This is a genomic window from Moraxella canis (genome assembly GCF_034424565.1).
GTDB classification, from domain to species: Bacteria; Pseudomonadota; Gammaproteobacteria; order Pseudomonadales; family Moraxellaceae; genus Moraxella; species Moraxella canis.
Genome location: NZ_CP139961.1, coordinates 1,276,795 through 1,298,593, shown reverse-complemented (window position 1 = coordinate 1,298,593; position 21,799 = coordinate 1,276,795). Strand labels below are relative to the sequence as shown.

23 protein-coding genes and 4 pseudogenes are annotated in these 21,799 nt (G+C 45.3%); 10 read left to right on the top strand and 17 right to left on the bottom strand.

Annotated elements, in window-relative coordinates; genetic code table 11:
• Positions 1-434 precede the first annotated feature (434 nt).
• The 7 genes and pseudogenes from U0021_RS05835 to U0021_RS05810 all read right to left on the bottom strand — a co-directional run.
• Positions 435-2,531: pseudogene (locus tag U0021_RS05835) on the bottom strand (copper-transporting P-type ATPase); the annotation flags it as partial.
• Between the two features lie 99 nt (positions 2,532-2,630).
• A pseudogene (locus U0021_RS09995) lies at positions 2,631-2,681 on the bottom strand (hypothetical protein); the annotation flags it as partial.
• Between the two features lie 90 nt (positions 2,682-2,771).
• Positions 2,772-2,888: pseudogene (locus U0021_RS09970) on the bottom strand (DUF2933 domain-containing protein); the annotation flags it as partial.
• 63 nt (positions 2,889-2,951) lie between these two features.
• Positions 2,952-3,164, bottom strand: a pseudogene (locus tag U0021_RS05825) (heavy metal-binding domain-containing protein); the annotation flags it as partial.
• 301 nt (positions 3,165-3,465) lie between these two features.
• Entirely contained in the window at positions 3,466-4,950 is a 1,485-nt protein-coding gene (locus U0021_RS05820; RefSeq protein ID WP_327037426.1) for a multicopper oxidase family protein, read from the bottom strand.
• A 135-nt stretch (positions 4,951-5,085) separates the two neighbouring features.
• A complete protein-coding gene (locus U0021_RS05815) occupies positions 5,086-5,571 on the bottom strand; it encodes a DUF411 domain-containing protein (RefSeq protein ID WP_078255814.1) in 486 nt (161 codons plus the stop codon).
• Positions 5,572-5,641: 70 nt separating this feature from the next.
• The gene (locus U0021_RS05810; protein WP_005612067.1) at positions 5,642-5,788 is read right to left on the bottom strand and encodes a hypothetical protein; all 147 of its coding nucleotides are present in this window, start codon (positions 5,786-5,788) and stop codon (positions 5,642-5,644) included.
• Positions 5,789-5,978: 190 nt separating this feature from the next.
• Here U0021_RS05810 and cueR point away from each other — a divergent pair, with 190 nt between their 5' ends.
• Together cueR and U0021_RS09965 are read left to right on the top strand one after the other, a co-directional pair.
• Positions 5,979-6,368 (top strand): Cu(I)-responsive transcriptional regulator, encoded by a 390-nt coding sequence (gene cueR / locus U0021_RS05805; protein WP_078255815.1) that lies wholly within the window; start codon positions 5,979-5,981, stop codon positions 6,366-6,368.
• A gap of 164 nt (positions 6,369-6,532) precedes the next feature.
• Positions 6,533-6,589 (top strand): hypothetical protein, encoded by a 57-nt coding sequence (locus U0021_RS09965; protein WP_407666586.1) that lies wholly within the window; start codon positions 6,533-6,535, stop codon positions 6,587-6,589.
• Here U0021_RS09965 and U0021_RS05800 read toward each other — a convergent pair.
• Positions 6,574-6,744 carry a hypothetical protein gene (locus U0021_RS05800; protein WP_208609382.1) on the bottom strand — a complete coding sequence of 57 codons (171 nt, stop codon included), beginning with the start codon at positions 6,742-6,744 and terminating at the stop codon, positions 6,574-6,576. The two genes, U0021_RS09965 and U0021_RS05800, sit on opposite strands and share 16 nt — an antisense overlap.
• Before the next feature lie 172 nt (positions 6,745-6,916).
• Here U0021_RS05800 and U0021_RS05795 point away from each other — a divergent pair, with 172 nt between their 5' ends.
• From U0021_RS05795 to arsB, 3 genes are all read left to right on the top strand, one after another.
• Entirely contained in the window at positions 6,917-7,219 is a 303-nt protein-coding gene (locus U0021_RS05795) for an ArsR/SmtB family transcription factor (RefSeq protein WP_014550505.1), read from the top strand.
• A gap of 64 nt (positions 7,220-7,283) precedes the next feature.
• On the top strand, positions 7,284-7,688 hold the full coding sequence (arsC, locus tag U0021_RS05790) for an arsenate reductase (glutaredoxin) (protein ID WP_114801247.1): 405 nt from the start codon (positions 7,284-7,286) through the stop codon (positions 7,686-7,688).
• A gap of 3 nt (positions 7,689-7,691) precedes the next feature.
• Positions 7,692-8,708 carry an ACR3 family arsenite efflux transporter gene (gene arsB / locus U0021_RS05785; RefSeq protein WP_078255816.1) on the top strand — a complete coding sequence of 339 codons (1,017 nt, stop codon included), beginning with the start codon at positions 7,692-7,694 and terminating at the stop codon, positions 8,706-8,708.
• Positions 8,709-8,791: 83 nt separating this feature from the next.
• On the opposite strand, the gene U0021_RS05780 is transcribed toward arsB, so the two are convergent.
• Positions 8,792-9,406: a cation diffusion facilitator family transporter gene (locus U0021_RS05780; protein ID WP_114801249.1), complete on the bottom strand. Its 615-nt coding sequence runs from the start codon at positions 9,404-9,406 to the stop codon at positions 8,792-8,794.
• A 72-nt stretch (positions 9,407-9,478) separates the two neighbouring features.
• Here U0021_RS05780 and U0021_RS05775 point away from each other — a divergent pair, with 72 nt between their 5' ends.
• Both U0021_RS05775 and U0021_RS09990 read left to right on the top strand, forming a co-directional pair.
• The gene (locus U0021_RS05775; protein WP_078255818.1) at positions 9,479-9,877 is read left to right on the top strand and encodes a Cd(II)/Pb(II)-responsive transcriptional regulator; all 399 of its coding nucleotides are present in this window, start codon (positions 9,479-9,481) and stop codon (positions 9,875-9,877) included.
• A 50-nt stretch (positions 9,878-9,927) separates the two neighbouring features.
• Positions 9,928-10,062, top strand: a complete 135-nt coding sequence (locus U0021_RS09990) for a hypothetical protein (protein WP_327037425.1) — start codon at positions 9,928-9,930, stop codon at positions 10,060-10,062.
• Positions 10,063-10,309: 247 nt separating this feature from the next.
• Here U0021_RS09990 and U0021_RS05765 read toward each other — a convergent pair whose 3' ends face one another.
• Positions 10,310-11,131 (bottom strand): zinc-dependent alcohol dehydrogenase family protein, encoded by an 822-nt coding sequence (locus tag U0021_RS05765; RefSeq protein WP_114800911.1) that lies wholly within the window; start codon positions 11,129-11,131, stop codon positions 10,310-10,312.
• On the opposite strand from U0021_RS05765, the gene U0021_RS09955 reads away from it, so the two are divergent.
• Positions 11,037-11,282, top strand: coding sequence for an efflux RND transporter permease subunit (locus U0021_RS09955; RefSeq protein WP_005653491.1), 246 nt, complete (start codon positions 11,037-11,039; stop codon positions 11,280-11,282). The genes U0021_RS05765 and U0021_RS09955 overlap by 95 nt on opposite strands.
• 49 nt (positions 11,283-11,331) lie before the next feature.
• Here the strand turns inward: U0021_RS09955 and U0021_RS05760 are convergent, their stop codons facing one another.
• The 7 genes from U0021_RS05760 to uvrA all read right to left on the bottom strand — a co-directional run bounded on the left by U0021_RS05760 (position 11,332) and on the right by uvrA (position 20,461).
• Positions 11,332-11,742 carry a hypothetical protein gene (locus U0021_RS05760; RefSeq protein WP_078255820.1) on the bottom strand — a complete coding sequence of 137 codons (411 nt, stop codon included), beginning with the start codon at positions 11,740-11,742 and terminating at the stop codon, positions 11,332-11,334.
• Position 11,743: 1 nt separating this feature from the next.
• Positions 11,744-13,780 (bottom strand): integrase, encoded by a 2,037-nt coding sequence (locus U0021_RS05755; RefSeq protein WP_114800910.1) that lies wholly within the window; start codon positions 13,778-13,780, stop codon positions 11,744-11,746.
• A gap of 2 nt (positions 13,781-13,782) precedes the next feature.
• Positions 13,783-14,559 carry a tyrosine-type recombinase/integrase gene (locus tag U0021_RS05750; protein ID WP_205276568.1) on the bottom strand — a complete coding sequence of 259 codons (777 nt, stop codon included), beginning with the start codon at positions 14,557-14,559 and terminating at the stop codon, positions 13,783-13,785.
• A 14-nt stretch (positions 14,560-14,573) separates the two neighbouring features.
• Positions 14,574-15,302, bottom strand: a complete 729-nt coding sequence (locus U0021_RS05745) for a hypothetical protein (RefSeq protein WP_205276566.1) — start codon at positions 15,300-15,302, stop codon at positions 14,574-14,576.
• Complete coding sequence (locus U0021_RS05740; protein WP_205276564.1) at positions 15,289-16,575, bottom strand: site-specific integrase; 1,287 nt, start codon at positions 16,573-16,575, stop codon at positions 15,289-15,291. The genes U0021_RS05745 and U0021_RS05740 overlap by 14 nt, the downstream gene beginning before the upstream one ends.
• Before the next feature lie 142 nt (positions 16,576-16,717).
• On the bottom strand, positions 16,718-17,425 hold the full coding sequence (ssb, locus tag U0021_RS05735) for a single-stranded DNA-binding protein (protein ID WP_114800909.1): 708 nt from the start codon (positions 17,423-17,425) through the stop codon (positions 16,718-16,720).
• Between the two features lie 138 nt (positions 17,426-17,563).
• Positions 17,564-20,461: an excinuclease ABC subunit UvrA gene (uvrA, locus tag U0021_RS05730; RefSeq protein ID WP_114800908.1), complete on the bottom strand. Its 2,898-nt coding sequence runs from the start codon at positions 20,459-20,461 to the stop codon at positions 17,564-17,566.
• A gap of 300 nt (positions 20,462-20,761) precedes the next feature.
• On the opposite strand from uvrA, the gene U0021_RS05725 reads away from it, so the two are divergent.
• Together U0021_RS05725 and nadD are read left to right on the top strand one after the other, a co-directional pair.
• Positions 20,762-21,112 carry a hypothetical protein gene (locus U0021_RS05725; RefSeq protein WP_114800907.1) on the top strand — a complete coding sequence of 117 codons (351 nt, stop codon included), beginning with the start codon at positions 20,762-20,764 and terminating at the stop codon, positions 21,110-21,112.
• 1 nt (position 21,113) lies between these two features.
• Positions 21,114-21,776: a nicotinate (nicotinamide) nucleotide adenylyltransferase gene (gene nadD, locus U0021_RS05720; protein ID WP_227538730.1), complete on the top strand. Its 663-nt coding sequence runs from the start codon at positions 21,114-21,116 to the stop codon at positions 21,774-21,776.
• Positions 21,777-21,799: the final 23 nt, after the last annotated feature.

Genomic DNA, 21,799 nt, shown 5'->3' with positions numbered 1-21,799 from the left:
GATTTTGGGCGGGGATTTGTACATCAACGATTTGCAGGACATCAGGCGAACCTGTTTTTGTAAATTGGATTTGTTTGCTCATTGTTTTGACCTATATTAAAAATGGGCGTATTTTAGCGTTTTAAAATAACAATAAGAATGGCGAAAAATGGGAAGTTGGTTTTTAAAAATGGAAAGATTGGGCGTTTTAGTCCGTCTGAAAAAAATGCCGTCTTAAAAAAGCATCAAAGATGTAGGGTGCAACTTGTTGCACCATTTTCCTGATGAAATATTGGGTTGGTGCAATGACGCACACTGCGAAACTGTTTGAAAAACACAATGCCGTCTGAAAAAGTATTAAAGACCTTTTCAGACGGCATAAAAAAACACCGCTTTATCAAAAGCGGTGTTTTTGAGGTCGTTTTGTCATTGGAAGAAGCCTGCGGAGCTGTGGTCTACAACTTGCTTTTGCGCAGCCGCAGTGCGTTGCCGACCACGGATGCCGAGCTTAGGCTCATCGCCAGTGCGGCAATCATCGGCGAGAGCAGCCAGCCGGTAAAGGGGTACAGCACGCCGGCGGCAACAGGAACCCCTAGGCCGTTGTATAAGAAGGCAAATAACAGGTTTTCCTTCATATTGCGCACGGTGGCCTCAGACAATTTGCGTGCGGTGGCAATACCCCGCAAATCGCCTTTGACCAGCGTGATTTGCGCACTGCTCATTGCCACATCGGTGCCGGTACCCATTGCGATGCCGACATCGGCTTTGGCCAGTGCGGGGGCATCGTTGATGCCGTCGCCTGCCATTGCGACCACCCGCCCTTCGTTCTGAAGCCGCTCGATCAGTGCCAGTTTGTCGGCGGGCTTGACTTCGCCGTGCACTTCGTCGATGCCCAGTTTTGCGCCCACGGCGTTTGCCGTGGTCAATCCGTCGCCGGTTGCCATAATGATGCGCAGGCCGGCTGCTTTGAGCGAGGCCAATGCTTCGGGGGTGCTGTCTTTTACAGGATCGGAGACGGCAAGCAGTCCCGCAAGATGTTCGTCCGCAGCCAGATATATCACGCTGGCACCTTCACTGCGCAGGGATTCGGCCTGCTCGATCAGTGGTTCGACGCTAAGCCCGTTCTGCTGCATAAACGCCGTGTTGCCCAGTGCCAGCGCACGCCCTTCAACCACGCCGCTCACGCCGATGCCGCTGCCTGAATCAAACTGTTCGGGTTTGCTCAGCTTCAGCTGTTGTGCCCGTGCGGCCTGCACAATGGCGTCGGCCAGCGGGTGTTCGCTGCCCTGATCCAAGCTGGCGGCCAAACGCAGCACTTCTTCGGCGGAAAAGCCTGCTGCCGCAACGGCACGATCAAAGGCGGGTCGGCCTTCGGTGAGTGTGCCGGTTTTATCAATCACCAAAGTGTCTACTCGCCGCAAGTTTTCGATAGCGGCGGCATCACGGAACAATATGCCCCTGCCTGCCCCGCGTCCTGTGGCGACCATCACCGACATCGGAGTGGCCAGTCCCAGTGCACAGGGGCAGGCGATAATCAAGACCGCAACGGCGTTGATCAACCCGAACACCCAAGACGGTTGCGGGCCGAACACGCCCCAGACAAAGAAAGTGGCAACGGCAACGGCGACAACCGCCAGTACGAAATAGCCTGCCACCCCGTCGGCCATACGCTGCATCGGTGCTTTGGAGCGCTGCGCCTGGGCCACCATCTGGACAATCTGCGAAAGCACGGTTTCCGAACCGATGCGCTCGGAGCGGATGACGAGCGCACCGCCGGTGTTGAGCGTGGCGCCGATGACTTTGTCGCCGGTGGCTTTGCGCACCGGCAGCGGTTCGCCGGTCAGCATCGATTCATCTACCGAGCTTGCGCCCTCAACCACCACGCCATCGACAGGCACTTTTTCGCCGGGGCGCACACGCAGAAGGTCGCCGATGTGGATGTGGCTGAGCGGCACATCTTCTTCAGCACCGCCCGGGCCGATACGCCGTGCGGTTTTGGGCGCCAGTCCGAGCAGGGTCTTGATTGCCGCCGAAGTCTGCGACCGGGCTTTGAGTTCGAGCATCTGGCCGAGCAAGGTCAGCGAGATGATGACGGCCGCCGCCTCAAAATACACGCCGACCCGCCCCATCGATACAAACGATGCCGGAAAGATGCCGGGTGCAGCGGTGGCAACAACGCTGTAAACGAAGGCTGCACCCGTTCCCAGTGCAATCAGCGTCCACATATTGGGACTACGGTTTGCCAGCGACTGCCAACCCCGTGAGAAAAACGGCAGCCCCGCCCACAGCACGATCGGCAGCGACAGCACCAGCTCTACCCAGCTTTGTGCGGCCATATCCATCAGGTTCAGACGCTCGCCGAACATCGCCAGCACCAGCACTGCCGCCGTCAGGGGCAGCGTGTACCAAAAGCGTCGGGAAAAATCACGCAGCTCCGGATTGTCGTCGTCCAATTCAGGCATCAGCGGCTCCAATGCCATACCGCAAAGAGGGCAGTTGCCGGGATGATCCTGCTGCACTTCGGGGTGCATGGGGCAGGTGTAGATGGTGCCGGCCGGCTCGGGCGCGGTGTCCTCGGGTGCAGTAGATACAAGGTATTGCAGTGGGTTCGCTGCGAACTTGCCTTGGCACTTGGCGCTACAGAAATAGTAGGGCCGCCCTTCGTGCGTCAATTTGTGTTCAGACTGCTCCGTAACGATCATGCCGCACACCGGATCCTTTAGATCCTTTGGCGAGGCTGGCTCGGCAGGGGGGTGACTGCCGTGATGGTGGTGTGAATGTATGTCCATTGCTTACTCCTTGTTGTTGGTGCGCCGTGGCGGCTGCGCATGGTTGCCGTGCCCACCATGGCCGCCGTGGCCGTGCATCAGGTGCATTAGCGGACAGGCGAGCAGCAGCAGGTAGGGCCAATAACCCAGAACATGGCCCCAGTGCTCTCGCAGCAGATAAAAACCAGCGATCACGGCAGCCGTTGCCAGCACCAGCACTGCCGCCGTCAGGGGCAGCGTGTACCAAAAGCGTCGGGAAAAATCACGCAGCTCCGGATTGTCGTCGTCCAATTCAGGCATCAGCGGCTCCAATGCCATACCGCAAAGAGGGCAGTTGCCGGGGCGGTCTTGCCGGATTTCCGGATGCATCGGGCAGGTGTAGCCCGAAGCAGCCGCTGCATCGGACGGTGTCTGCACAGGGCGGTGCTGTCCGTGTCCGTGTCGGCACTCGTGGTGTTTGGGCGGTTTGTGTGTTTCTTGCTTCATCACAATTTCTCCTGTTGGGTTCATAGGGTCATCACCGGTCGTTTACCGAAAAAGCAGGTACGCATTGGGCCGGTCAGAATGACGGTTTTTTCAGGCTGCCTGCAAATACCGATGCCGTCTGAAAAAGCAGAAGGTTCAGAACATCGCTTGCCGATGTGTCCGACAAGTCGGCATCATCATTTCCTTGGGGCTTGTTTTAAAGGCTGCCTGAAAGCCGCCTTGGCAAACCCGGTTATGCTTTCACTTCCAGCATGCCCATCATGCCGAGGTTTTCATGTTCGAGAATGTGGCAGTGGAACATTTTCAGGCCGGGATGGTTTTGCCGGGTGCGGATCCATACCGTTTCGTTGGGGCGCAGGTTGACGGTGTCTTTCAGGGCGCGATACGCGGCGTTCTCGCGCTTGCCCTGCCATTCGCGGCGGATGATTTCAAACTGGGTGCCGTGCAGATGGAAGGGGTGATCCATATGGGAGAGGTTTTGCAGCATCCATTCTTCGCTTTGCCCCGCCCGGGTGTGCAGATCAATGCGCTTCATGTCGAAGGTTTTGCCGTTGACCAGAAACATGCCGGTCATCATCGGCGGCGGGGTGTCGGCGCCTACCGTGCCCGTTGCCGTGCCGTGGTTCATGCTGCCATGGTTCATGCCGCTGTGATTCATCATGTTCATCACTTCGCTGAATGCCACGGTCTGTTGCGCTTGGATGTCTCCCCATGGTGGCAGGGTGCGCAGTTTGGGCGGGATGTCGGCCTGCTCCCCGGCAAAACGGACGTGGGCCAGGGTGAGCGTGGACGGTGTTTCCTGTACCATCATTTTCTGGCGATCGTAATACAGGCTGTGCAGCGCCGCCCGGGTTGGCGCCGTGCCCTGCAAAATCACTTCCACCCGTTCGGCGGGCGCCAGAAACAGTTCGCTGACCGCAGGCAACGGTTGTTCCAGCAATCCGCCGTCGCTGCCCACCACGATCCATGAGATGCCGGGTATCTGCAAACGCAGGTAACGGGCGCTGGTGGCGTTCCAGATGCGGATGCGCTCGTTTCCCTGCACACGGATGTCGGGGCGGTATTGGCCGTTGATGAGCACAAATTCGCCTTCGCGTCCGTTCATCCAGTCGGTCGGGGTGTTGGGCGGAATGCTGCCGTCTGCCGCCAGCCGCAGATCGGAAATCAGCCAATGCTGCTCCGGCCTGCCGGCCAAGGGATCATCTTTGGCCCGGACAATCAGTGTGCCAGCCAATCCCCGGTATACCTGCTCCGATACATGCTCGTGCGGATGGGGGTGATACCAGTAGGTGCCCGCGCTGCCTTCCGGCAGGGTGAAGCGGTAGACGCGCTGGCCGCCCGGCGGCACCGGGTCTTGCGGGTTGCCGTCCGCCTGCGCCGGGACATCCAGCCCGTGCCAGTGGAGGGTGGTTGGCTGCGGCAATGCGTTGCGAAAACGGATTTCCACCGTGTCGCCTTCCTGCACCACGATTTGCGGGCCGGGCAATTGGCCGTTGTAGGCCCAGATTTCGGTTGTTTTGCCGCCTGCCAGCACGGTGTGCGTTACTTGCGCGGTCAGCTCGGCCTGAAAATGAGCGCTTCGGGCAGAACGGTTGGCCAGCAGCGGCAAGGCAGACAGGGCGGCGCCGGCGGGCATGGCTTCGGACGGCATCAATGCCGTTGCGCCTGCCGGCGCCGATCCGGCGCTGGCCGGCGTGCCGTGCATGGCGTTGCGCATGTCATGTCCCTGGTGTGCGCCGCCCGGCATCTGCTGCGTTTCACTGTTGCGCGAGCAGGCGGCCAGCCCAATGCCAGCCCGATGCCGTATTGCAGTATCCGACGTCTGCTGATGGGTTGCATATGACGCTCTCTTTCAGGGTTGGGCCGGGTAGGACTGAAAAACCTGATTGCCGCCGTTGGCTTGCACCAGCAGCACTTGATACGCCATGCGGCGGTTGCCGTAGGCGGGGCCGTCCATGCCGGGAGAACCCAAGGGCATGCCGGGCACGGCTAGGCCGACGGCGTCAGGTTGTTGCTGCAACAGCCGCCGAATATCGGCTGCCGGCACATGGCCTTCGATGACGTAGCGGCCGATTTTGGCCGTATGGCAGGAGGCGTGGCGATCGGGCATGCCCAGACGGCTGCGCGCTTCGCGGTTACCGGTTTGATGAACGGTGACTTTGAAGCCGTTGGCTTCCATGTGTTTGATCCAGTCGCTGCAACAGCCGCAGTTCGGATCTTTCCACACTTCCACGTCCGCCGCTTGTGCGGAAACGGTCGGAATCAGCGCCGCCAGACCGGCAGCGACCAAGGCGGCCGGCAGCAGCAGGCGGACGGCACGGTTTTTGATGAATGTCATTGGATTCTCCTTGTCAAAATGGGCATTGATAACATTGGGCAAATGACAGATTCGCCCAATGTCCATTTCACTATTTGGTTTTACGATTCACACGCACAGCCGTTGCAAGTGCAGTCATCACAAATGCAGGGCTTGCCGTTTTGGCATTGGCAGTCCGGACGGCAGTTTTGCCCCGTGCAAGACTGGCAGCCGCAATGGGCGTGTCGGTTTTGAACAAAATCAACGTTCATAACAGTTTCTCCGAATGTTAAGTTAAAGTGGATTATTAAAACAAAGTGCTTTTAAGCGATTAAAAGCATTGATTTTTTGTTTTGATGTGTGTATCATAAACCATAACCTTGCGTTAGGGTCAAGGGTTATTTTTACTTGATAACATTTTTTTACACACCACTCAATAAGGAGCAACAATGAACATCGGACAAGCGTCTAAATCTACCCAACTTTCCGTCAAACAAATCCGTGATTATGAGAAAGCAGGCTTATTAATTAACCCATCACGCAGTGAAGCAGGTTATCGGATTTATAACTCCAATGACATCGCTCGGCTAAAATTCATCGCCAAAGCAAGGGGCGTGGGCTTTTCGCTTGCACAGATTGGCGAGCTTTTGGCACTGCAAGACAATCCACACCGCACAAGTGCTCAGGTCAAAACGCTCACCGCCAGTCATATTGATTTTTTATCCAATAAAATCAAAGAATTAAAATCAATGCAACACACCCTGCAAGTGTGGAGCGATGCCTGCGGGGGCGATGACAATCCCGACTGCCCCATCTTAAAAGGCTTGGGCGATTTTTAACCACCATCAAAGCAGATGAATGCCATAGCTTGATAACAGACTTTTACGATGGCACTTGTGGGCTGGTTGTTTTTTAAGGTGTTTTTTGCTGGCTGGGTAGATGAACAATCGGCAGGCGAGTACATTGCAGGTATGTTTTGCTTGGGGTGGCGCCTTGTACGGCAATGGTGTTTGTGTGGTCGCAACTGGTCAAAGGCGACCCCAATTACACGCTGGTGTAAGTGTACTTAAATGATGTGATTATGATTTCTGCCTTTAGCCCCAAAGCGTGCATTTGGATTTGCACTTCGCCCGATTTGGGGGCGGGGATTTGTACATCAACGATTTGCAGGACATCAGGCGAACCTGTTTTTGTAAATTGAATTTGTTTGGTCATTTTTTTTACCTTATTTATGAAATGGAATGAGCGTATTTTAATGTATTGAAATTAGGATAAGAATAGCGAAAAATGGGAAGTGGGTTTTTGGATTTGGAAAGGTGGCTTCGGACAATTAAAAAACATTTCAATCATACTTGAAATATTGAAATTTCTTGTTATAATTACGCCTATGAATACGATACAAGCAAGCAAACTCTTTGAGAGCCTGTCTTCTCCGATAAGACTGGCGATTTTTCAACAACTTACCGCCGCAGGCAGTACTGGCATGATTGCTGGCGACTTGGCAAAACAGCTTAACCTTGCCCCGAATAATGTGTCTTTTCATCTAAAAAGCCTGTTGCATTCGGGGCTTGTGCGTGTGGTGCAGGAAGGACGGCACATGCGTTATTTTGCCGAGCTGGATTTGATGATGGCATTGACCCATTTTCTGACCCAAAACTGCTGTTCTCAAACAGGCGAATCTTGCCAGTGATTTTCAGGCAGCCTGAAAAATTATTGCCAAATATTTCTATATTTCTTGAAAGATTGAAGTAACTATGAACATTACCATTTATCACAACCCAAACTGCGGTACTTCACGCAATGTGCTGGCACTCATCCGCCACGCTGGTATTGAGCCACAAGTGATTGAATATTTGAAAAATCCGCCAAGTGAAACGACCTTGCGTAATTTAATCAAACGCATGGGCATCACGCCCCGCCAGTTACTTAGGACGAATGTAGTGCCGTATGAAACGCTTGGTTTGCAAAACGAAAAGTTAAGCGATGACGAACTCATTTCCGCCATGCTTCGTGAACCGATTTTAATCAATCGTCCGATTATGGTGAGCGAAAAAGGCGTGAAATTATGCCGTCCGTCCGAAACAGTTTTGGCATTTTTACCGCCTTTTGCGATCCCGTTTGTCAAAGAAGACGGCGAAATTATTAATCATAAGGAGTAAATCATGGGGTTGTTTGAACGTTTTTTAAGCCTTTGGGTGGCGTTGGCGATTGTGCTGGGCGTGGTTTTGGGTGTTTGGTTGCCCAATGTATTTCAATGGGTTGCATCTTTGGAAGTGGCTCATGTGAATTTGCCTGTGGCGATACTGATTTGGCTGATGATTTATCCGATGATGATTCAGATTGATTGGTCGGCAATCAAAGACGTGGGCAAAAAACCAAAGGGCTTATTTTTAACCTTATTTATCAACTGGTTGGTCAAGCCGTTTACGATGGCGGTGTTCGGCTGGTTGTTTTTTCGGGTGTTTTTTGCAGGTTGGGTGGACGCACAGTCGGCACAAGAATACATTGCCGGCATGATTTTGCTGGGTGTGGCACCGTGTACGGCAATGGTGTTTGTGTGGTCGCAACTGGTCAAAGGCGACCCCAATTACACTTTGGTGCAGGTTTCGGTCAATGATTTGATTATGATTGTGGCGTATGCTCCGATTGCAGGCGTATTGCTCGGCGTAAGCGACATAGAAATTCCGTGGAATACCTTGATTTTAAGCACGGTTTTGTATGTGCTGTTGCCCTTGCTGGCAGGCTGGCTTACCCGCTCTTATTTACAAAAATCGGGTAAATCGGTGGCACAATTTTCAGGCAGCCTGAAACCTTTTTCCATTATGGGTTTGATTTTGACGGTGGTGTTGCTATTCGCCTTTCAAGCCCAAACCATTATTGCCAATCCCTTGATTATTTTGCTGATTGCCATTCCCTTGCTGGCACAGACTTACGGCATTTTTGCCTTGGCTCACGTTTTGGCAAAATGGCTCAAATTACCACACGAAATTTCCGCCCCTGCGTGCTTGATTGGCACGAGTAATTTTTTTGAATTGGCGGTGGCGGTGGCAATTTCTTTGTTCGGTTTGCATTCTGGGGCGGCATTGGCAACGGTGGTCGGTGTGCTGGTGGAAGTGCCTGTGATGCTCTCGCTGGTGTGGTGGATAAACCGAAAATCGCTGGGGAATAAAGGGGTGTAGGTTTTTCAGGCAGCCTGAAAGTTATTTTGCAAAATTTAAAAATAAAAACACCGCTTGAACATCAATCCAAACGGTGTTTTAAATTAACTGACTTTTAATTCCACCCAAGCCCTTTTGATGATTTCTTGACTGGCTTGTAATGCTAAAAATGCCAAAATAAACGCCACAATTAAATCAGGATATTTTGATTGAAAAAAATAAACTGCTATACCAGCCAAAATCACTGCCACATTACCAATCGCATCATTGCGAGAACAAAGCCACACACTGCGGACATTGCTGTCGCCATCACGAAATTTTAATAATATCAACACCGCTGACACATTCACCAACAACGCCAAAAATCCCACAATGCTCATTTCAGAATAACTGGGCATTTCCCCATAAAACACACGATAAATGGTTGTCATTAAAATAAATAAACCAAAAACGCCCATCGTTAGCCCCTTAACCATAGATGCTTTGGCTCGGTAACTTAACGCCATTGGCAAAACAATCAAACTTATCAAATAATTGGCACTGTCGCCCAAGAAATCCAAACTGTCCGACAACAGCGAAGTTGAACCTGATTTAACCCCCATCACAATTTCCACAAAAAACATTGATAAATTTAATATCAAGACAATCCACAAGGCTTTTTTGTACTTGGGCGATTGATGAATGGGCTGATTTGAACCACAACAATTTTGGCACGCCATTTTTTTTGATCCTGTTTTAAGATGAAATTTGCTATACTATAAACTCCGTAGTCATTACAGGGTCAAGCCAAAATGTCAAAATTTTTTAAAATAAAACAAGCCAGTGAACAAACAGGCGTACATTTGGAAACCATTCGTTATTATGAAAAACAAGGCTTAATCGCCCCTACACATCAACAAAACGGCTATCGTGTGTTTGATGACAATCAGTTAGAACAATTACGCTTTATTAAAACTTGCCGTAATATCGGTCTTTCTTTAAGTAACATCAAAACGCTGTTGCAATTACAACAAACGCCTAACAAACAATGCAATGAAATCCATGCACTTGCCGAGCAACATTTGGCATATTTGGACGAACAAATCACAGAACTACAACAAGTTAAAACTTTTCTAATGCAATTTGTGGGTTGTGAAAATAAAACGGTTGATAAGTGTCAGATTATTCAAGGTATTAAAGAAAAAGAATAGCGGAATATTTTTCAGGCAGCCTGAAACCTTTTTCCATTATGGGTTTGATTTTGACGGTGGTGTTGCTGTTTGCCTTTCAAACCCAAACCATTATTGCCAATCCCTTGATTATTTTGCTGATTGCCATTCCCTTGCTGGCACAGACTTACGGCATTTTTGCCTTGGCTCACGTTTTGGCAAAATAGCTCAAATTACCACACGAAATTTCCGCCCCTGCGTGCTTGATTGGCACGAGTAATTTTTTTGAATTAGCGGTGGCGGTGGCAATTTCTTTGTTCGGTTTGCATTCTGGGGCGGCATTGGCAACGGTGGTCGGTGTGCTGGTGGAAGTGCCTGTGATGCTCTCGCTGGTGTGGTGGCTTAATCGGCAGGTAAAATAACGATGTGCCGTCTGAAACTTATTTTTCAGACGGCATATTTACCTTAAAACAATCAAACCTTTACCAAAATCTTCCCAATCTGTGCATTGCTTTCCATATAACGGTGAGCTTCCGCCATTTCATCAAAAGCAAAAACTTTGTCAATTTCTGGTTTTAATTGACCGCTTGCTAAGCCGTCAAACACGAATTTTTTCGCTTGAGCGAGTTTTTCTGGTACGGTAGTGATTTCAAACAATTCATAGCCTCGCACGGTTAAGTGTTTGCCTAAAATTGGGAACACAGGCACGGCGATATCATCGTGGCTTAATGCACCGTAGATGATGTATTTGCCGTCTTGTGTCATTGCGTTGATAATTTTTGCTGCTTCTTTGCCACCCAAAGGGTCGAACACCAAATTCACGCCTTTGCCGTTTGTAATTTCTAGTAATTTAGCCGTAACGTCATCTTCTTTGGTGGCAATCACAAAATCCGCCCCTTTCTGTAAAAGCACATCGCCTTTGGCGTGCGTGCGAGACAGAGCAATCACGTTTGCCCCTTGCATTTTGGCGATTTGAATGGCGGCAATGCCTACCGAGCTGGTCGCTCCGCCCAATACAACAAAATCGCCTTTTTGCACCTTGCCAAATTCAATCAAACCGCCGTATGCGGTTACAAACATCATCCAACTTGCCGCAGCTTGTTCCATTGTGAGGTTTTCAGGGTGTTTTACCACAGCGTGAACGGGCATATTTACGATTTCGCCATAAGTGCCGTATTCGGAACGTGTCCGCCCGATTTTAATGACCACCATTGCAATGGTAGCGGGAATGATCCCGGCCGTGTTTGCCAGCGGTGCAGGCGCGGCATTTAGAGCACCTATGGCAATCGCTGTCATTTGTGGTTTAATCGCCTCAACCTTGTTGAGCCTAGTATTTGTGCCTGTAGTTTATTCCTTAATGGATGACCTCAGAGAATGGCTAGCCCCGAAATTAGCCAAATTAACATCAGTAACACCGGAGGATAGAATCCCAAGAAGAGAAGGATAATCTTTTTGAAAAAATACTGTTTGAAATTTAAATTTCAAACGGTATCTCTTTATCGATGCTGGCGATTAACTGCAATAAGTGGCTTATTTAGCTTATCTTCTGTCATCCCATGCATATATGCATTATATTGCCATACAATAAATTGCTGTTTATATCGCTCATTAATTTCTTCCAAACGTTGTACTTGAGCTTTTAAATTCTTAACTTGCTTTTGCAGATAATCCATTGTTACATTCGGTTCTGGATTAGCTTTAGTACTTTCTTTTATTTTTTGTTTTCGTCTAGTAAAGGCTGTTTGAATATCTGAATAATTTGCAAGAGACTGTCTCTCAATACTTTTAACATTCAGTAGTTCTGCCACTTTATGACAGAGTAAATCCCATGTTAATTTACCCTCCCAAGTATTAATCAACATGATTATATCTTCTAAATTTTCTTCTGTAATAAGAATTTTAGGCATACTATAACTCCATTAGTTTATATAAATCATCGTCTAACTTAGCTGTTTCTTTCTTCTGTATATCTAGATCCATTCCTCTTTCCAACAAAGCTAATTTAATAGGGGAAGGATCATACTCATCAGGCATCCTTAATAATGAACCATTTGGGATGCTCTCATCTTCTAAGAATTTAATTTTAGTTTTTATGTGAGTTAGTCTCCATCCTAAATTACTTATCCAGCGATCTGCACCAAAAACACCTATTTTATGGTGCTCTTTAGCTTTATTAAATTGTTCGGTTATCTGGGATTCACGCACCTTTAAGATTTCTAAGGAGTGCTCTAAACCTTTAATACAAACAAGCTCTTTACATGTTTCACAATCTCCATGACGAGAACATGGAGACATTGCATAATCATGTTCACAGATCCCTATTTCTGTTACCGTTGCGATTCCAATTCTATCTTTCCCTAAGTCTTCATAGGTAATAGGAAGATTCAAATGAATTTTATCTAAGATAGAAATATCTTCGGGAATGAGTAAATTCCTAACTGATTCACTTTTTTCTTCTTCTGTTCTGTGATCATAAGCCTTGTTATCTGCAACTCTTGCTCGTCCTGCCCAATTAGCTAAAGTTAACTCATCCATTCCTCCTCGTTCAGCTTTTGTACTTAACCAATGTCTTGCATTGTGTGATGGTAATCTTATGAATTCTCCTTTGGATGTGCCTATACAATGTTTTTCCCATAATGATGTTTTAGGACGAGTTTCAGAATAGCAAAACCTATCATTAATTTGATTCACCGTTGGTAACACAAAAGAAAAACTTTTAGGGGAAAAGTCATCATGAAATTCATTTTCTCTAAATAATAATAAAGCTTCAGAAACCTTAACATTTTTATGTTTATCGACATAAGGCCAATTATGAAATTTTGATGTATATTTTTTATATAAAAATTTTCCTAACACCTCATAAGTTATAATTCCATCATTTTCACTTATTAAATTTTTAAACCATTTAGTATTAGTGCTATTTTTGTCAATATCTAGTACTTCAGCAATTTCACTTTTAGTTAAAGGCTTTTGGTATAAAGAATGGGATGGCGAAGCCTCTTTATTGGATAACATCAATATATTAGGATTTTTTTCTGCAAATTTAGCAACTCCTCTTGCTAGGGTGCCTATATTTGTTAAGCGTTTAACGGCCTCAACAACAATATCTTGCATACAGCTAGGAACCCATTTTAATCCCACTTTACCATTTTTTGCGGGTATCCATCGAATACCTAATTGCTTATTTCCTAAGCTATCATTCTCCCATTCTAAGCAATTAACAGATAACGACATTAACTCAGAACAACGGGATGGAGCAACCATAAGTAGAGCCATAACAGCTGTGTAATATTCAGTTTCTTTGTCTAAATTGGGGGCATCATGAAAGAGTTTAGCAACCAGCATCATTTCTTCATCAGTTGGCATTTTACTTGAACGGTATTCTTTTCCTTTTTCATCCAGTAATATAGTCAAATCTCTAGGGCGTTTGTAAGGACTTTTCCATAAAGGTAGTTGAGGTGTAATTTGATTTTCTCTACAAAAATCAAATAATTTTTGAATTTGATAACCTAATTTATTGACTGATTCCGTACCTTTTTTATATTTTTTTGATACGATATTTTCTACTTCATGAATAACTAAATAATCAAGCTGAAGTATGTCAGCTTTTCCTTTAATATTGTAGAGAGCCATTTCAACTATACGTAAAGATTCAGTATGTCGGGCTAAATTCCGAATAGGATTTAGAGAATAAGTATAACGAATATAGGCTTTGGCAAATTCAATGAATGGTGCAGCTAATGGCTCATATTTATAAGCTGTAGATTTAATTCTTTCTGTGGAAAAACGAACCTGAACTGGATAAATGCTGAATGTTGTTTTCCATTGGTTGTTTTCCCAGCAATCATTTCCAAAGGTAGTAAGCTGATTTTTACTGAAATTAATAAATTGCTCTAAATTAGATTTAGGATTATTATCTTGTGGAGTAAAAATTAGATTATTCATAATTAGTGGCTCCCAATAGTTCTTTTCATATCATTGCAAGCTTGAACAACATACTCAACAGCTAAAATAATACGATCTTTGGATGATGCATAATCTATGCTTTTGGTTTGTTTTAAACGCTCTTCCTTTTCCTTATACAACTTATTTAAGATTTGTTGATGAGGACCATCAACGAGCGGTCTAAACTTAGGACATAAATAACAAGTTTCATAGCCAGTTATACAAAAATCATTTGTACCACAAGCACCTATTGTATCTATTCCGTTATTGGTTATTAAAGATGTTGGATCGTACCCCCTCTCGCTTTCATTTAAGTTAGAAATAATTCTACCTGTAAATGCTTGAGCTAGTTTTCCCATTTCAGCACCCATAACACGATCAATGTATTGCACTGTATCAGCTGTATTTTCAGTATAAACTTTAACGTTTTGTGTATCTGTATGATCTAGGAGCTCTGCTATAATCGTTGCCCCAACCCCTTTTCTTCCTAGATTTGTTCCTCTAGTATGGCGAAAACGTCTTGCTGTTACATGAATAATTTCACCTGTTCGTTCTGAAATTGCTTTTTGGTGAATACAGAATTTTCGTAATGCGTATAGCTCCAACGAAGAAGCAGAATAATGAAAAATATCTTTGTTTAATAATGAAAGATCAAAATTCCTATTTTTGATATTCTTCTTTAAACAATTCCAATCAATAAACATTGGTAATTTCATTTTATAACTAGAAATAAAGGTTTCATCAACCAGACTAAGCAATTTCTTATATTGATGTTCCATAAAGTTTAGGAGAATTAAATATAAGTCCTCTGTGATAGCAAGCTTTTTAAACGTTTCTCTAAATAGCCCTCCTCTTTTTTTGCACTAGGGATATTTAGAAAATAATTCCATGTTCCTTGAGAGATTTCCTTTCTTAGGTCTTCAAATTTTAAATGGCGTATTTGAATGGGTCTTCTAGCTGTAGATTGAAGTAAGTGAATATATGCATATGTTTCAAATGAAATAAGATCTTCTCTCCAAAGTCTAGCAAGTTCAGCCATTAAAGCCAAAATTTCATTTTCGGTAAATGCTCCTGTATAAGGGCATCTCATTAATACCGATTTACCTTTATCATTTCCACTCAACGTAAAGCTTTCTAGCAATGACACAACAGATTTATCAACTCCACAATAGCCATACTCATGCCATGACAGTAAAAAACCCTTTAATGCTCCTAAATGCCACTCACGCTCTTTACCTAAAGTAGCTTTCCAATTTATTATCACAGATGTATCAATAATATTTGAGTTAGTACTTATTACGAATTCTTGGAATCGACGATGCATATTAAAAGTATGGTAGCTAGAATATTTTTCAGCATAAATAGCAAGTGTTTTTTTAAATCCTGCTAGTGTTTTATGATCTATATCTAATACAGCTTGAGAGAAATTAATTGTAATATCTTTACTTATATGCCAAGAGTTTTCATTTTCATCAAATACATACCCATCTCTTGACTGTCTAAGACGTTTATTCTGATTCATAATTATCAACCTTTTTTTGAAACTCAATCTGAAGATCTAATAATATCTTGTTAGCTTTTTCTCTTATATAACGTTGATTATAAATATTTCCTGATTTCTCGGATGTATGTCCCATAAGATGTTGTCTCATCTTTGCTTCTTTTTCGGAAGAAATAAAATCTTTATGAGAGAAATCATGATTTATATTTTGATTATTTTTATCCACCTTTCGTGAAAAATCTAAGTTCCATTCATGACGAAAAATATGCGGATGAATAATAGAAAATTTAGGATCTATCTTTTTCATTGTTGGTACAATAACGTTATCAAAAGAACTGGTACTAATTGGGTTTCCTTGCGTTTTTCCTTTTCGATGGGTTACAAATAAATATGGATGTTTATTAGCGTTAGGAATCTTAGAGCGATAGTTCATAATATAGTCATTGATAAGTTGAGCTATATTTTGTGAAATAGGAAGTCGCCTTTCTTTCGTTTTACTTACAGCTTGCTTCTTCCTTGTGTCAAATTTATCATCATGTGTTCGTCTAATTGTAATTGAGGATTTAGCTGTTCCTATATCAATAAATGGGATTTGAATTGATAATAGCTCTCCTCTTCTAATCCCTAATTCCTTTAATAAGATAAACATCAAATGGTTTCTTTTTCTAATTCCAATATCTTGAAATGGATTATTAGGATTAGAAAAGTTCGCAATAGACATAAACTCATCTAACAATCCATCAGGTAGCTCACTTTCTGGTTTGATAGATAATGTTTTATGATTTTTAGGTCTTGACTCTTTAATTAACGCAATTAGTTTCGTCAATTTTTCAATATATTCATTAGGTACATTAATTACTTTAGATAGAAATAATATGTATTCTGAAAGCGTTGTTAGTCTATTATATTGATGACTAAGAGATACGGCAGAATAAATATCAATAAATTGAGTCCTACCTTTCATTAACACACTTTTTTTTGTATTGATTACATTCTTTCGCTTTTTTATATTTATTCTCATATGTTGGATAAGAGATTCTAATTGGTTTTCTGTTAAGAGTACTTTGTTATGAATTAGATCACTAATAACAAGATTATTCTGTTTTTCCCAATTCATTATCCACTGTATAGTTCCCAGCTTATTTCTAATTGTGTTTACTGCGGATTGATTACGTAGTTCTACAGTTACCCATAAGGTTGAATAAAAATCAGGAATACCAGTTTTAACATTAACCAATATAGGAAAACGTTCTCCATTTGAAAAAAGAACTGTTTCTAATCTATGCATATTCATTTAATTTACAAAAATATCATATATAAATACTATCAAATTAAAGATGTTTGTCAAAAATAATGTAAAAAAGAGAACCCTTTTAAAATAAAGGGTTCTCTATATTTATATGGATTTTATTTTACAGTTTTAAATTATATGTAACTCAAAAAGGCATATCATCATCCGACAAACCTTGTGATGGCGTGATCACGGGCTTATTCGCTGGTGGCGTATTTGGCTTTTGGGTAGACGGTGCGTCTGTATTTTGCTCAATGTGCGCTGGCTGCCCAAAAGAGTGGTTTTGTGCCATCGGGTTACCCTGAGCCTGAGGCGCTCGCTCTTGGGGATAGCCTGAATTTGGGTAAGCTTGGTTTGGCTGAGGCGGCGCATATCCTGATGAATTTTGACCACCAAATTGATTACCTTGTTGATAGGCGTTATTTGGATATTGCCCACCTTGATTTCTTGGATTTTGATATGGCTGATTACCAGTGTAGCCACCTTGAGGATTGGCATAGCCGCTATTATCACCGCTGGCACGGCTGCCAAGCATTTGCATATTATCAGCGCGGATCTCTGTTGTATAACGCTCTTGACCTGTCTGGGCATCTTGCCACTTGCGTGTGCGCAAACTGCCCTCAACATAAATCTGTGAGCCTTTACGAAGATATTGTGAGGCAATCTCCGCCAATCGGTTGTTGAATACCACACGGTGCCATTCGGTATGCTCTTTACGCTCGCCCGTATTTCTGTCCGTCCAGCGCTCAGAAGTAGCGATCGATACCGTTGCGATCATGCCACCATTATCAAAATTACGAACTTCTGGGTCGTTACCTAAATTACCCACAAGAATGACCTTATTCACACTCATAAGATTTCCTTTGCTAGTTTTTTAATAAATTTTAATCGTTAAATGGTTGGAATTAAGCATACTTTACGCAATTTTTGGATAAATTGCCATCAGTTTTTGGCAAATTTACAAAATAATTCTGTAAAGTCTAATCCTTGGCTAATCTTCAGACAGTGACTGCGCCTGCTCAAGCATGGGCTTTAAAAATCTGCCCGTATGTGAGCGATCATCTTGGGCGACGGTCTCAGGCGTGCCAGTAGCGACAATCTCGCCGCCGCCGCTGCCACCTTCATAGCCCAAATCCACAATCCAATCTGCCGTCTTAATCACGTCCAAATTATGCTCAATCACGATCACCGTATTGCCGCGGTCGCGCAGCGTATGCAAGATATGTAACAGCTTGGCGATATCATGAAAATGCAGACCTGTCGTCGGCTCATCCAAGATATATAAAGTTTTGCCAGTATCTCGCTTGGCAAGCTCTTTGGCAAGCTTGACGCGCTGAGCTTCACCGCCTGACAGTGTGGTCGCCGACTGACCCAAGCGGATATAATCAAGACCCACTTCGTGTAGCGCTTCTAAGCGGCGATGGATCGCAGGAATGGCTTCAAAAAACACCATCGCCTCTTCGACAGTCATATCAAGCACATCGCTGATGGATTTACCTTTGTATTTGACCTCAAGCGTTTCGCGATTATAACGCTTGCCATGACACGCATCGCATGGCACATACATGTCTGGCAAAAAGTGCATCTCAACCTTAATCAAACCATCACCTTGGCACACCTCACAGCGACCACCTTTGACATTAAAGCTAAATCGCCCTGCTTTATAGCCGCGCGCTCTGGCTTCTGGCGTTTGGGTGAATAGATCACGTATCAAAGTAAATACGCCTGTATACGTCGCAGGATTTGAGCGTGGTGTCCGACCGATGGGACTTTGGTCAATATCGACCATCTTATCCAAATGCTCAAGCCCTGAGATTTTTTCATATTTTTCAGGGACAAGTGTGGTGGCGTTATTTAAGGCGGTGGCAGCCAGTGGCATGAGCGTCCGATTAATCAGCGTCGATTTGCCCGAACCTGAGACACCTGTAATACAAGTCATCACACCGATCGGGATTTGCAAGCTGACATTTTTAAGATTATTGCCGCTAGCGCCGTCCAAGCAAATGTGCAATGGCTCTTGAATGGTTTTTTTGCCTTTGGTTTTTTCGATGGTCTTAGGCGAATGGCGAGTGCTTGGCACCTCGATGCGCCGCTTCCCCGACAAATACTCACCCGTCAGCGACCCTTTGGTTTTGGCTACTTGGGCTGCCGTACCCGACGCCACAACGCGTCCGCCATGCACGCCTGCGCCGACACCAATATCAATGATATGATCAGCTTGTCTGATGGCGTCTTCGTCATGCTCGACAACCACCACCGTATTGCCCAAATCGCGTAAGTGCATCAAGGTGGATAATAAACGGTCATTATCGCGCTGATGCAGACCGATGGATGGCTCATCAAGCACATACATCACGCCCATCAAGCCTGCACCGATTTGGCTTGCCAAGCGAATGCGCTGCGCCTCACCGCCTGACAGCGTCTCAGCCGACCGCGCCAAGGTCAAATACTCCAAACCAACCTTTGTTAAAAAGCCTAAGCGCTCTTTGATTTCCTTAAAAATCTTGTCAGCGACCTCGCCTTTTGCGCCCTTAATTTTTAAGTTTTCATAATATTGCCAAGCCTCTCCAATCGGCAAGTGAATGATATCGCCGATCGCTTTATCCTCAACGCGTACATGGCGCGCGATGTCATTAAGGCGCACGCCATGGCACACATTACACTCGGTATCCGACAGATATTGTGCCAATTCATCTCGCACCAAATTGCTCGTCGTCGTGGCATAGCGGCGCTCTAAATACGGTAAAATCCCTTCAAATGGCGCAGTTTTAGTCGTTTTGCGTCCCCGCTCATCGGTGAAATTAAACTCAATTTTTTCTTTGCCTGAGCCTTTTAAAATCAGGGCTTGCTGCTGAGTTGGCAGGCTTTGCCAAGGGGCATCCATATCAATCCCAAAATGGCGGCAAACCGTCGATAGCAAGCCAAAATAATACGCATGACGCTTATCCCACCCATGGATCGCACCTTGATTGAGTGACTTTTCAGGGTGAGTGACAATGCGCTCAGCGGCAAAATACTGGCGCTTGCCCAAGCCATCACACGCAGGACACGCACCAGCAGGATTATTAAAACTAAACAATCTGGGCTCAAGCTCACTCACCGCACGATCGCATACAGGACAAGAATGCTTGGCAGATAATATCTGCTCATCTTCGCCCCCAGGATTGCCGTCCATGTGATATAATATGGCGATGTCATGACCCAATTTAAGTGCCACCTCTAAGCTTTCGGCGACGCGATTACCCAAGTCCTCACGCACTTTAAAGCGATCAACGACCACCTCGATGCTGTGTTTTTTGTTTTTTTCAAGGCTGGGCAAATCATCAGTTTCATAAATCACCCCATCAATACGCACGCGCGTAAAGCCCTGAGAAGGCAGCTGTTCAAGCAGCGCAGTGTGCTCGCCTTTACGCTCACGCACCACGGGCGCCAGTATCATCAGCTTAGTATCCACAGGCAAGATCATCACCCCATCTACCATCTCACTGACGGTCTGTGCGACCATCGGCTCGCCATGCTCAGGGCAATACGGCACACCCACACGCGCAAACAACAGGCGCAAATAATCATACACCTCGGTAATGGTGCCCACCGTTGAGCGTGGGTTATGGTTGGTGGATTTTTGTTCAATGGCGATCGCAGGTGACAAGCCTTCGATGCTATCGACTTCAGGCTTCTCCATTTGACTTAAAAATTGGCGGGCATAGGCTGATAAGCTTTCTACATATCGGCGCTGACCTTCGGCATACAGCGTGTCAAAAGCAAGCGACGACTTGCCAGAGCCTGACAAACCAGTAATCACCACGAATTTATCTCGGGGGATATCCACATCAATATTTTTTAGATTGTGTGTGCGTGCACCGCGGATACTGATTTTGTCGTGCGCCATAGACTTGCCTTTTGATATGTTAAACAGATAGTATAAGACATAATGGGGTAGTTTTAATGGATTTTAAAGTGAGAAATTGTAAGGGTTTTATGATCTTTGCAATATTGATTTTACATCTTTCCGTAGTAAGCCAATACCGACTTTTTATATTACAGCGATCATTAAGCAATAACCTAGATAGGGTTTTAAGTGAGACATTGTAAGATGTTACAACAAATTTTATACCATAAATTGTCGTGATTTGTGGCAAATTTGGGTAAGATAATGACACATTTTTTTCAATTTTAAGCATGATTAATTATGTTTTTTATCGCCGTTGATCCCAATGATTTTTCAGTCACTTATGCCAAACGAATCGCCGAACGCATCATCGACTACGACCAAAAGCACGCTGTACTAAGTGATGAACAGCGTCAGACGCTACACACCATTACTCGTCCGACGATGGGTAATCATGAAGATGAAATTAAACAGTTGTGTGAGCATTTGATCCAGACTTTGGTCATCACCGATTCCAAGGGCGAGACTCTGAAATTTTATCGGGATGATGAACAAGGCTTGTTGTATTTTGGTGATGAGGCGGGTTGGCACGCTGGACGAGCACTGCATAAGCACCCCACCCTTGATCCAGACCATCTCAATCAAGACTAAAATGACCCACCGCATTTATCTTGGTGGTTCATTTGACCCCATCCATCGGGCGCATCTTCAGATGGTGCTAAGCGTACATGACGCCATACGCCAAAAAACTGCTGACAAAGTCTGCCTTCATCTGCTACCGACCGCCGGCAACCCCTTTAAGGGCGCGCCGACATTGCACGCGCACCGCGTCGCCATGCTCAAGCTTGCCATCGCACCCTTGATAAGGCAAGGCATGGATGTATCAATTGATGAGCGTGAGCTGTCTTTGACACCCCCTGTGTACACCATCGACACCATACGACAGCTTAAGACAGCTTATCCTGACGACTCTTTGATTTTTATTATTGGGGGCGACAGTTTGGCGAGTCTGCACCGCTGGAAGGCGTATGATGAGCTCATTTGCCAAGCCAAATTGTGGGCATTTGACCGCGCTGATACTACGCCAGCTGATGAGACCGTGGCAACAAAATGCACCACCGATTTGGATGAATTTTTGGCAAATGACAAGACCATCTATCTGGATCCGACGCCCATCTTAAACATCTCATCCAGTCAGATCCGCGCCCTGATCGGTGCTGGTCACCCTAAGCTTGCTGCACCACTGCTGGATGAGCGCGTCTTGGCATATATCCATAAAGAAGGCTTATACCAAAGCCCTAAAAATATGCTATAATCAAAAGTTATCCATTAAATTAT

Excerpts from the sequence above, each read along its gene's own strand:
- U0021_RS05820 (WP_327037426.1), bottom strand. The coding sequence starts at position 4,950 with ATGCGCAACGCCATGCACGGCACGCCGGCCAGCGCCGGATCGGCGCCG.
- U0021_RS05815 (WP_078255814.1), bottom strand. The coding sequence starts at position 5,571 with ATGACATTCATCAAAAACCGTGCCGTCCGCCTGCTGCTGCCGGCCGCC.
- cueR (WP_078255815.1), top strand. The coding sequence starts at position 5,979 with ATGAACATCGGACAAGCGTCTAAATCTACCCAACTTTCCGTCAAACAA.
- U0021_RS05800 (WP_208609382.1), bottom strand. The coding sequence starts at position 6,744 with ATGACCAAACAAATTCAATTTACAAAAACAGGTTCGCCTGATGTCCTG.
- U0021_RS05795 (WP_014550505.1), top strand. The coding sequence starts at position 6,917 with ATGAATACGATACAAGCAAGCAAACTCTTTGAGAGCCTGTCTTCTCCG.
- arsC (WP_114801247.1), top strand. The coding sequence starts at position 7,284 with ATGAACATTACCATTTATCACAACCCAAACTGCGGTACTTCACGCAAT.
- arsB (WP_078255816.1), top strand. The coding sequence starts at position 7,692 with ATGGGGTTGTTTGAACGTTTTTTAAGCCTTTGGGTGGCGTTGGCGATT.
- U0021_RS05780 (WP_114801249.1), bottom strand. The coding sequence starts at position 9,406 with ATGGCGTGCCAAAATTGTTGTGGTTCAAATCAGCCCATTCATCAATCG.
- U0021_RS05775 (WP_078255818.1), top strand. The coding sequence starts at position 9,479 with ATGTCAAAATTTTTTAAAATAAAACAAGCCAGTGAACAAACAGGCGTA.
- U0021_RS09955 (WP_005653491.1), top strand. The coding sequence starts at position 11,037 with ATGACCACCATTGCAATGGTAGCGGGAATGATCCCGGCCGTGTTTGCC.
- U0021_RS05765 (WP_114800911.1), bottom strand. The coding sequence starts at position 11,131 with ATGACAGCGATTGCCATAGGTGCTCTAAATGCCGCGCCTGCACCGCTG.
- U0021_RS05760 (WP_078255820.1), bottom strand. The coding sequence starts at position 11,742 with ATGCCTAAAATTCTTATTACAGAAGAAAATTTAGAAGATATAATCATG.
- U0021_RS05755 (WP_114800910.1), bottom strand. The coding sequence starts at position 13,780 with ATGAATAATCTAATTTTTACTCCACAAGATAATAATCCTAAATCTAAT.
- U0021_RS05750 (WP_205276568.1), bottom strand. The coding sequence starts at position 14,559 with ATGGAACATCAATATAAGAAATTGCTTAGTCTGGTTGATGAAACCTTT.
- U0021_RS05745 (WP_205276566.1), bottom strand. The coding sequence starts at position 15,302 with ATGAATCAGAATAAACGTCTTAGACAGTCAAGAGATGGGTATGTATTT.
- U0021_RS05740 (WP_205276564.1), bottom strand. The coding sequence starts at position 16,575 with ATGAATATGCATAGATTAGAAACAGTTCTTTTTTCAAATGGAGAACGT.
- ssb (WP_114800909.1), bottom strand. The coding sequence starts at position 17,425 with ATGAGTGTGAATAAGGTCATTCTTGTGGGTAATTTAGGTAACGACCCA.
- uvrA (WP_114800908.1), bottom strand. The coding sequence starts at position 20,461 with ATGGCGCACGACAAAATCAGTATCCGCGGTGCACGCACACACAATCTA.
- U0021_RS05725 (WP_114800907.1), top strand. The coding sequence starts at position 20,762 with ATGTTTTTTATCGCCGTTGATCCCAATGATTTTTCAGTCACTTATGCC.
- nadD (WP_227538730.1), top strand. The coding sequence starts at position 21,114 with ATGACCCACCGCATTTATCTTGGTGGTTCATTTGACCCCATCCATCGG.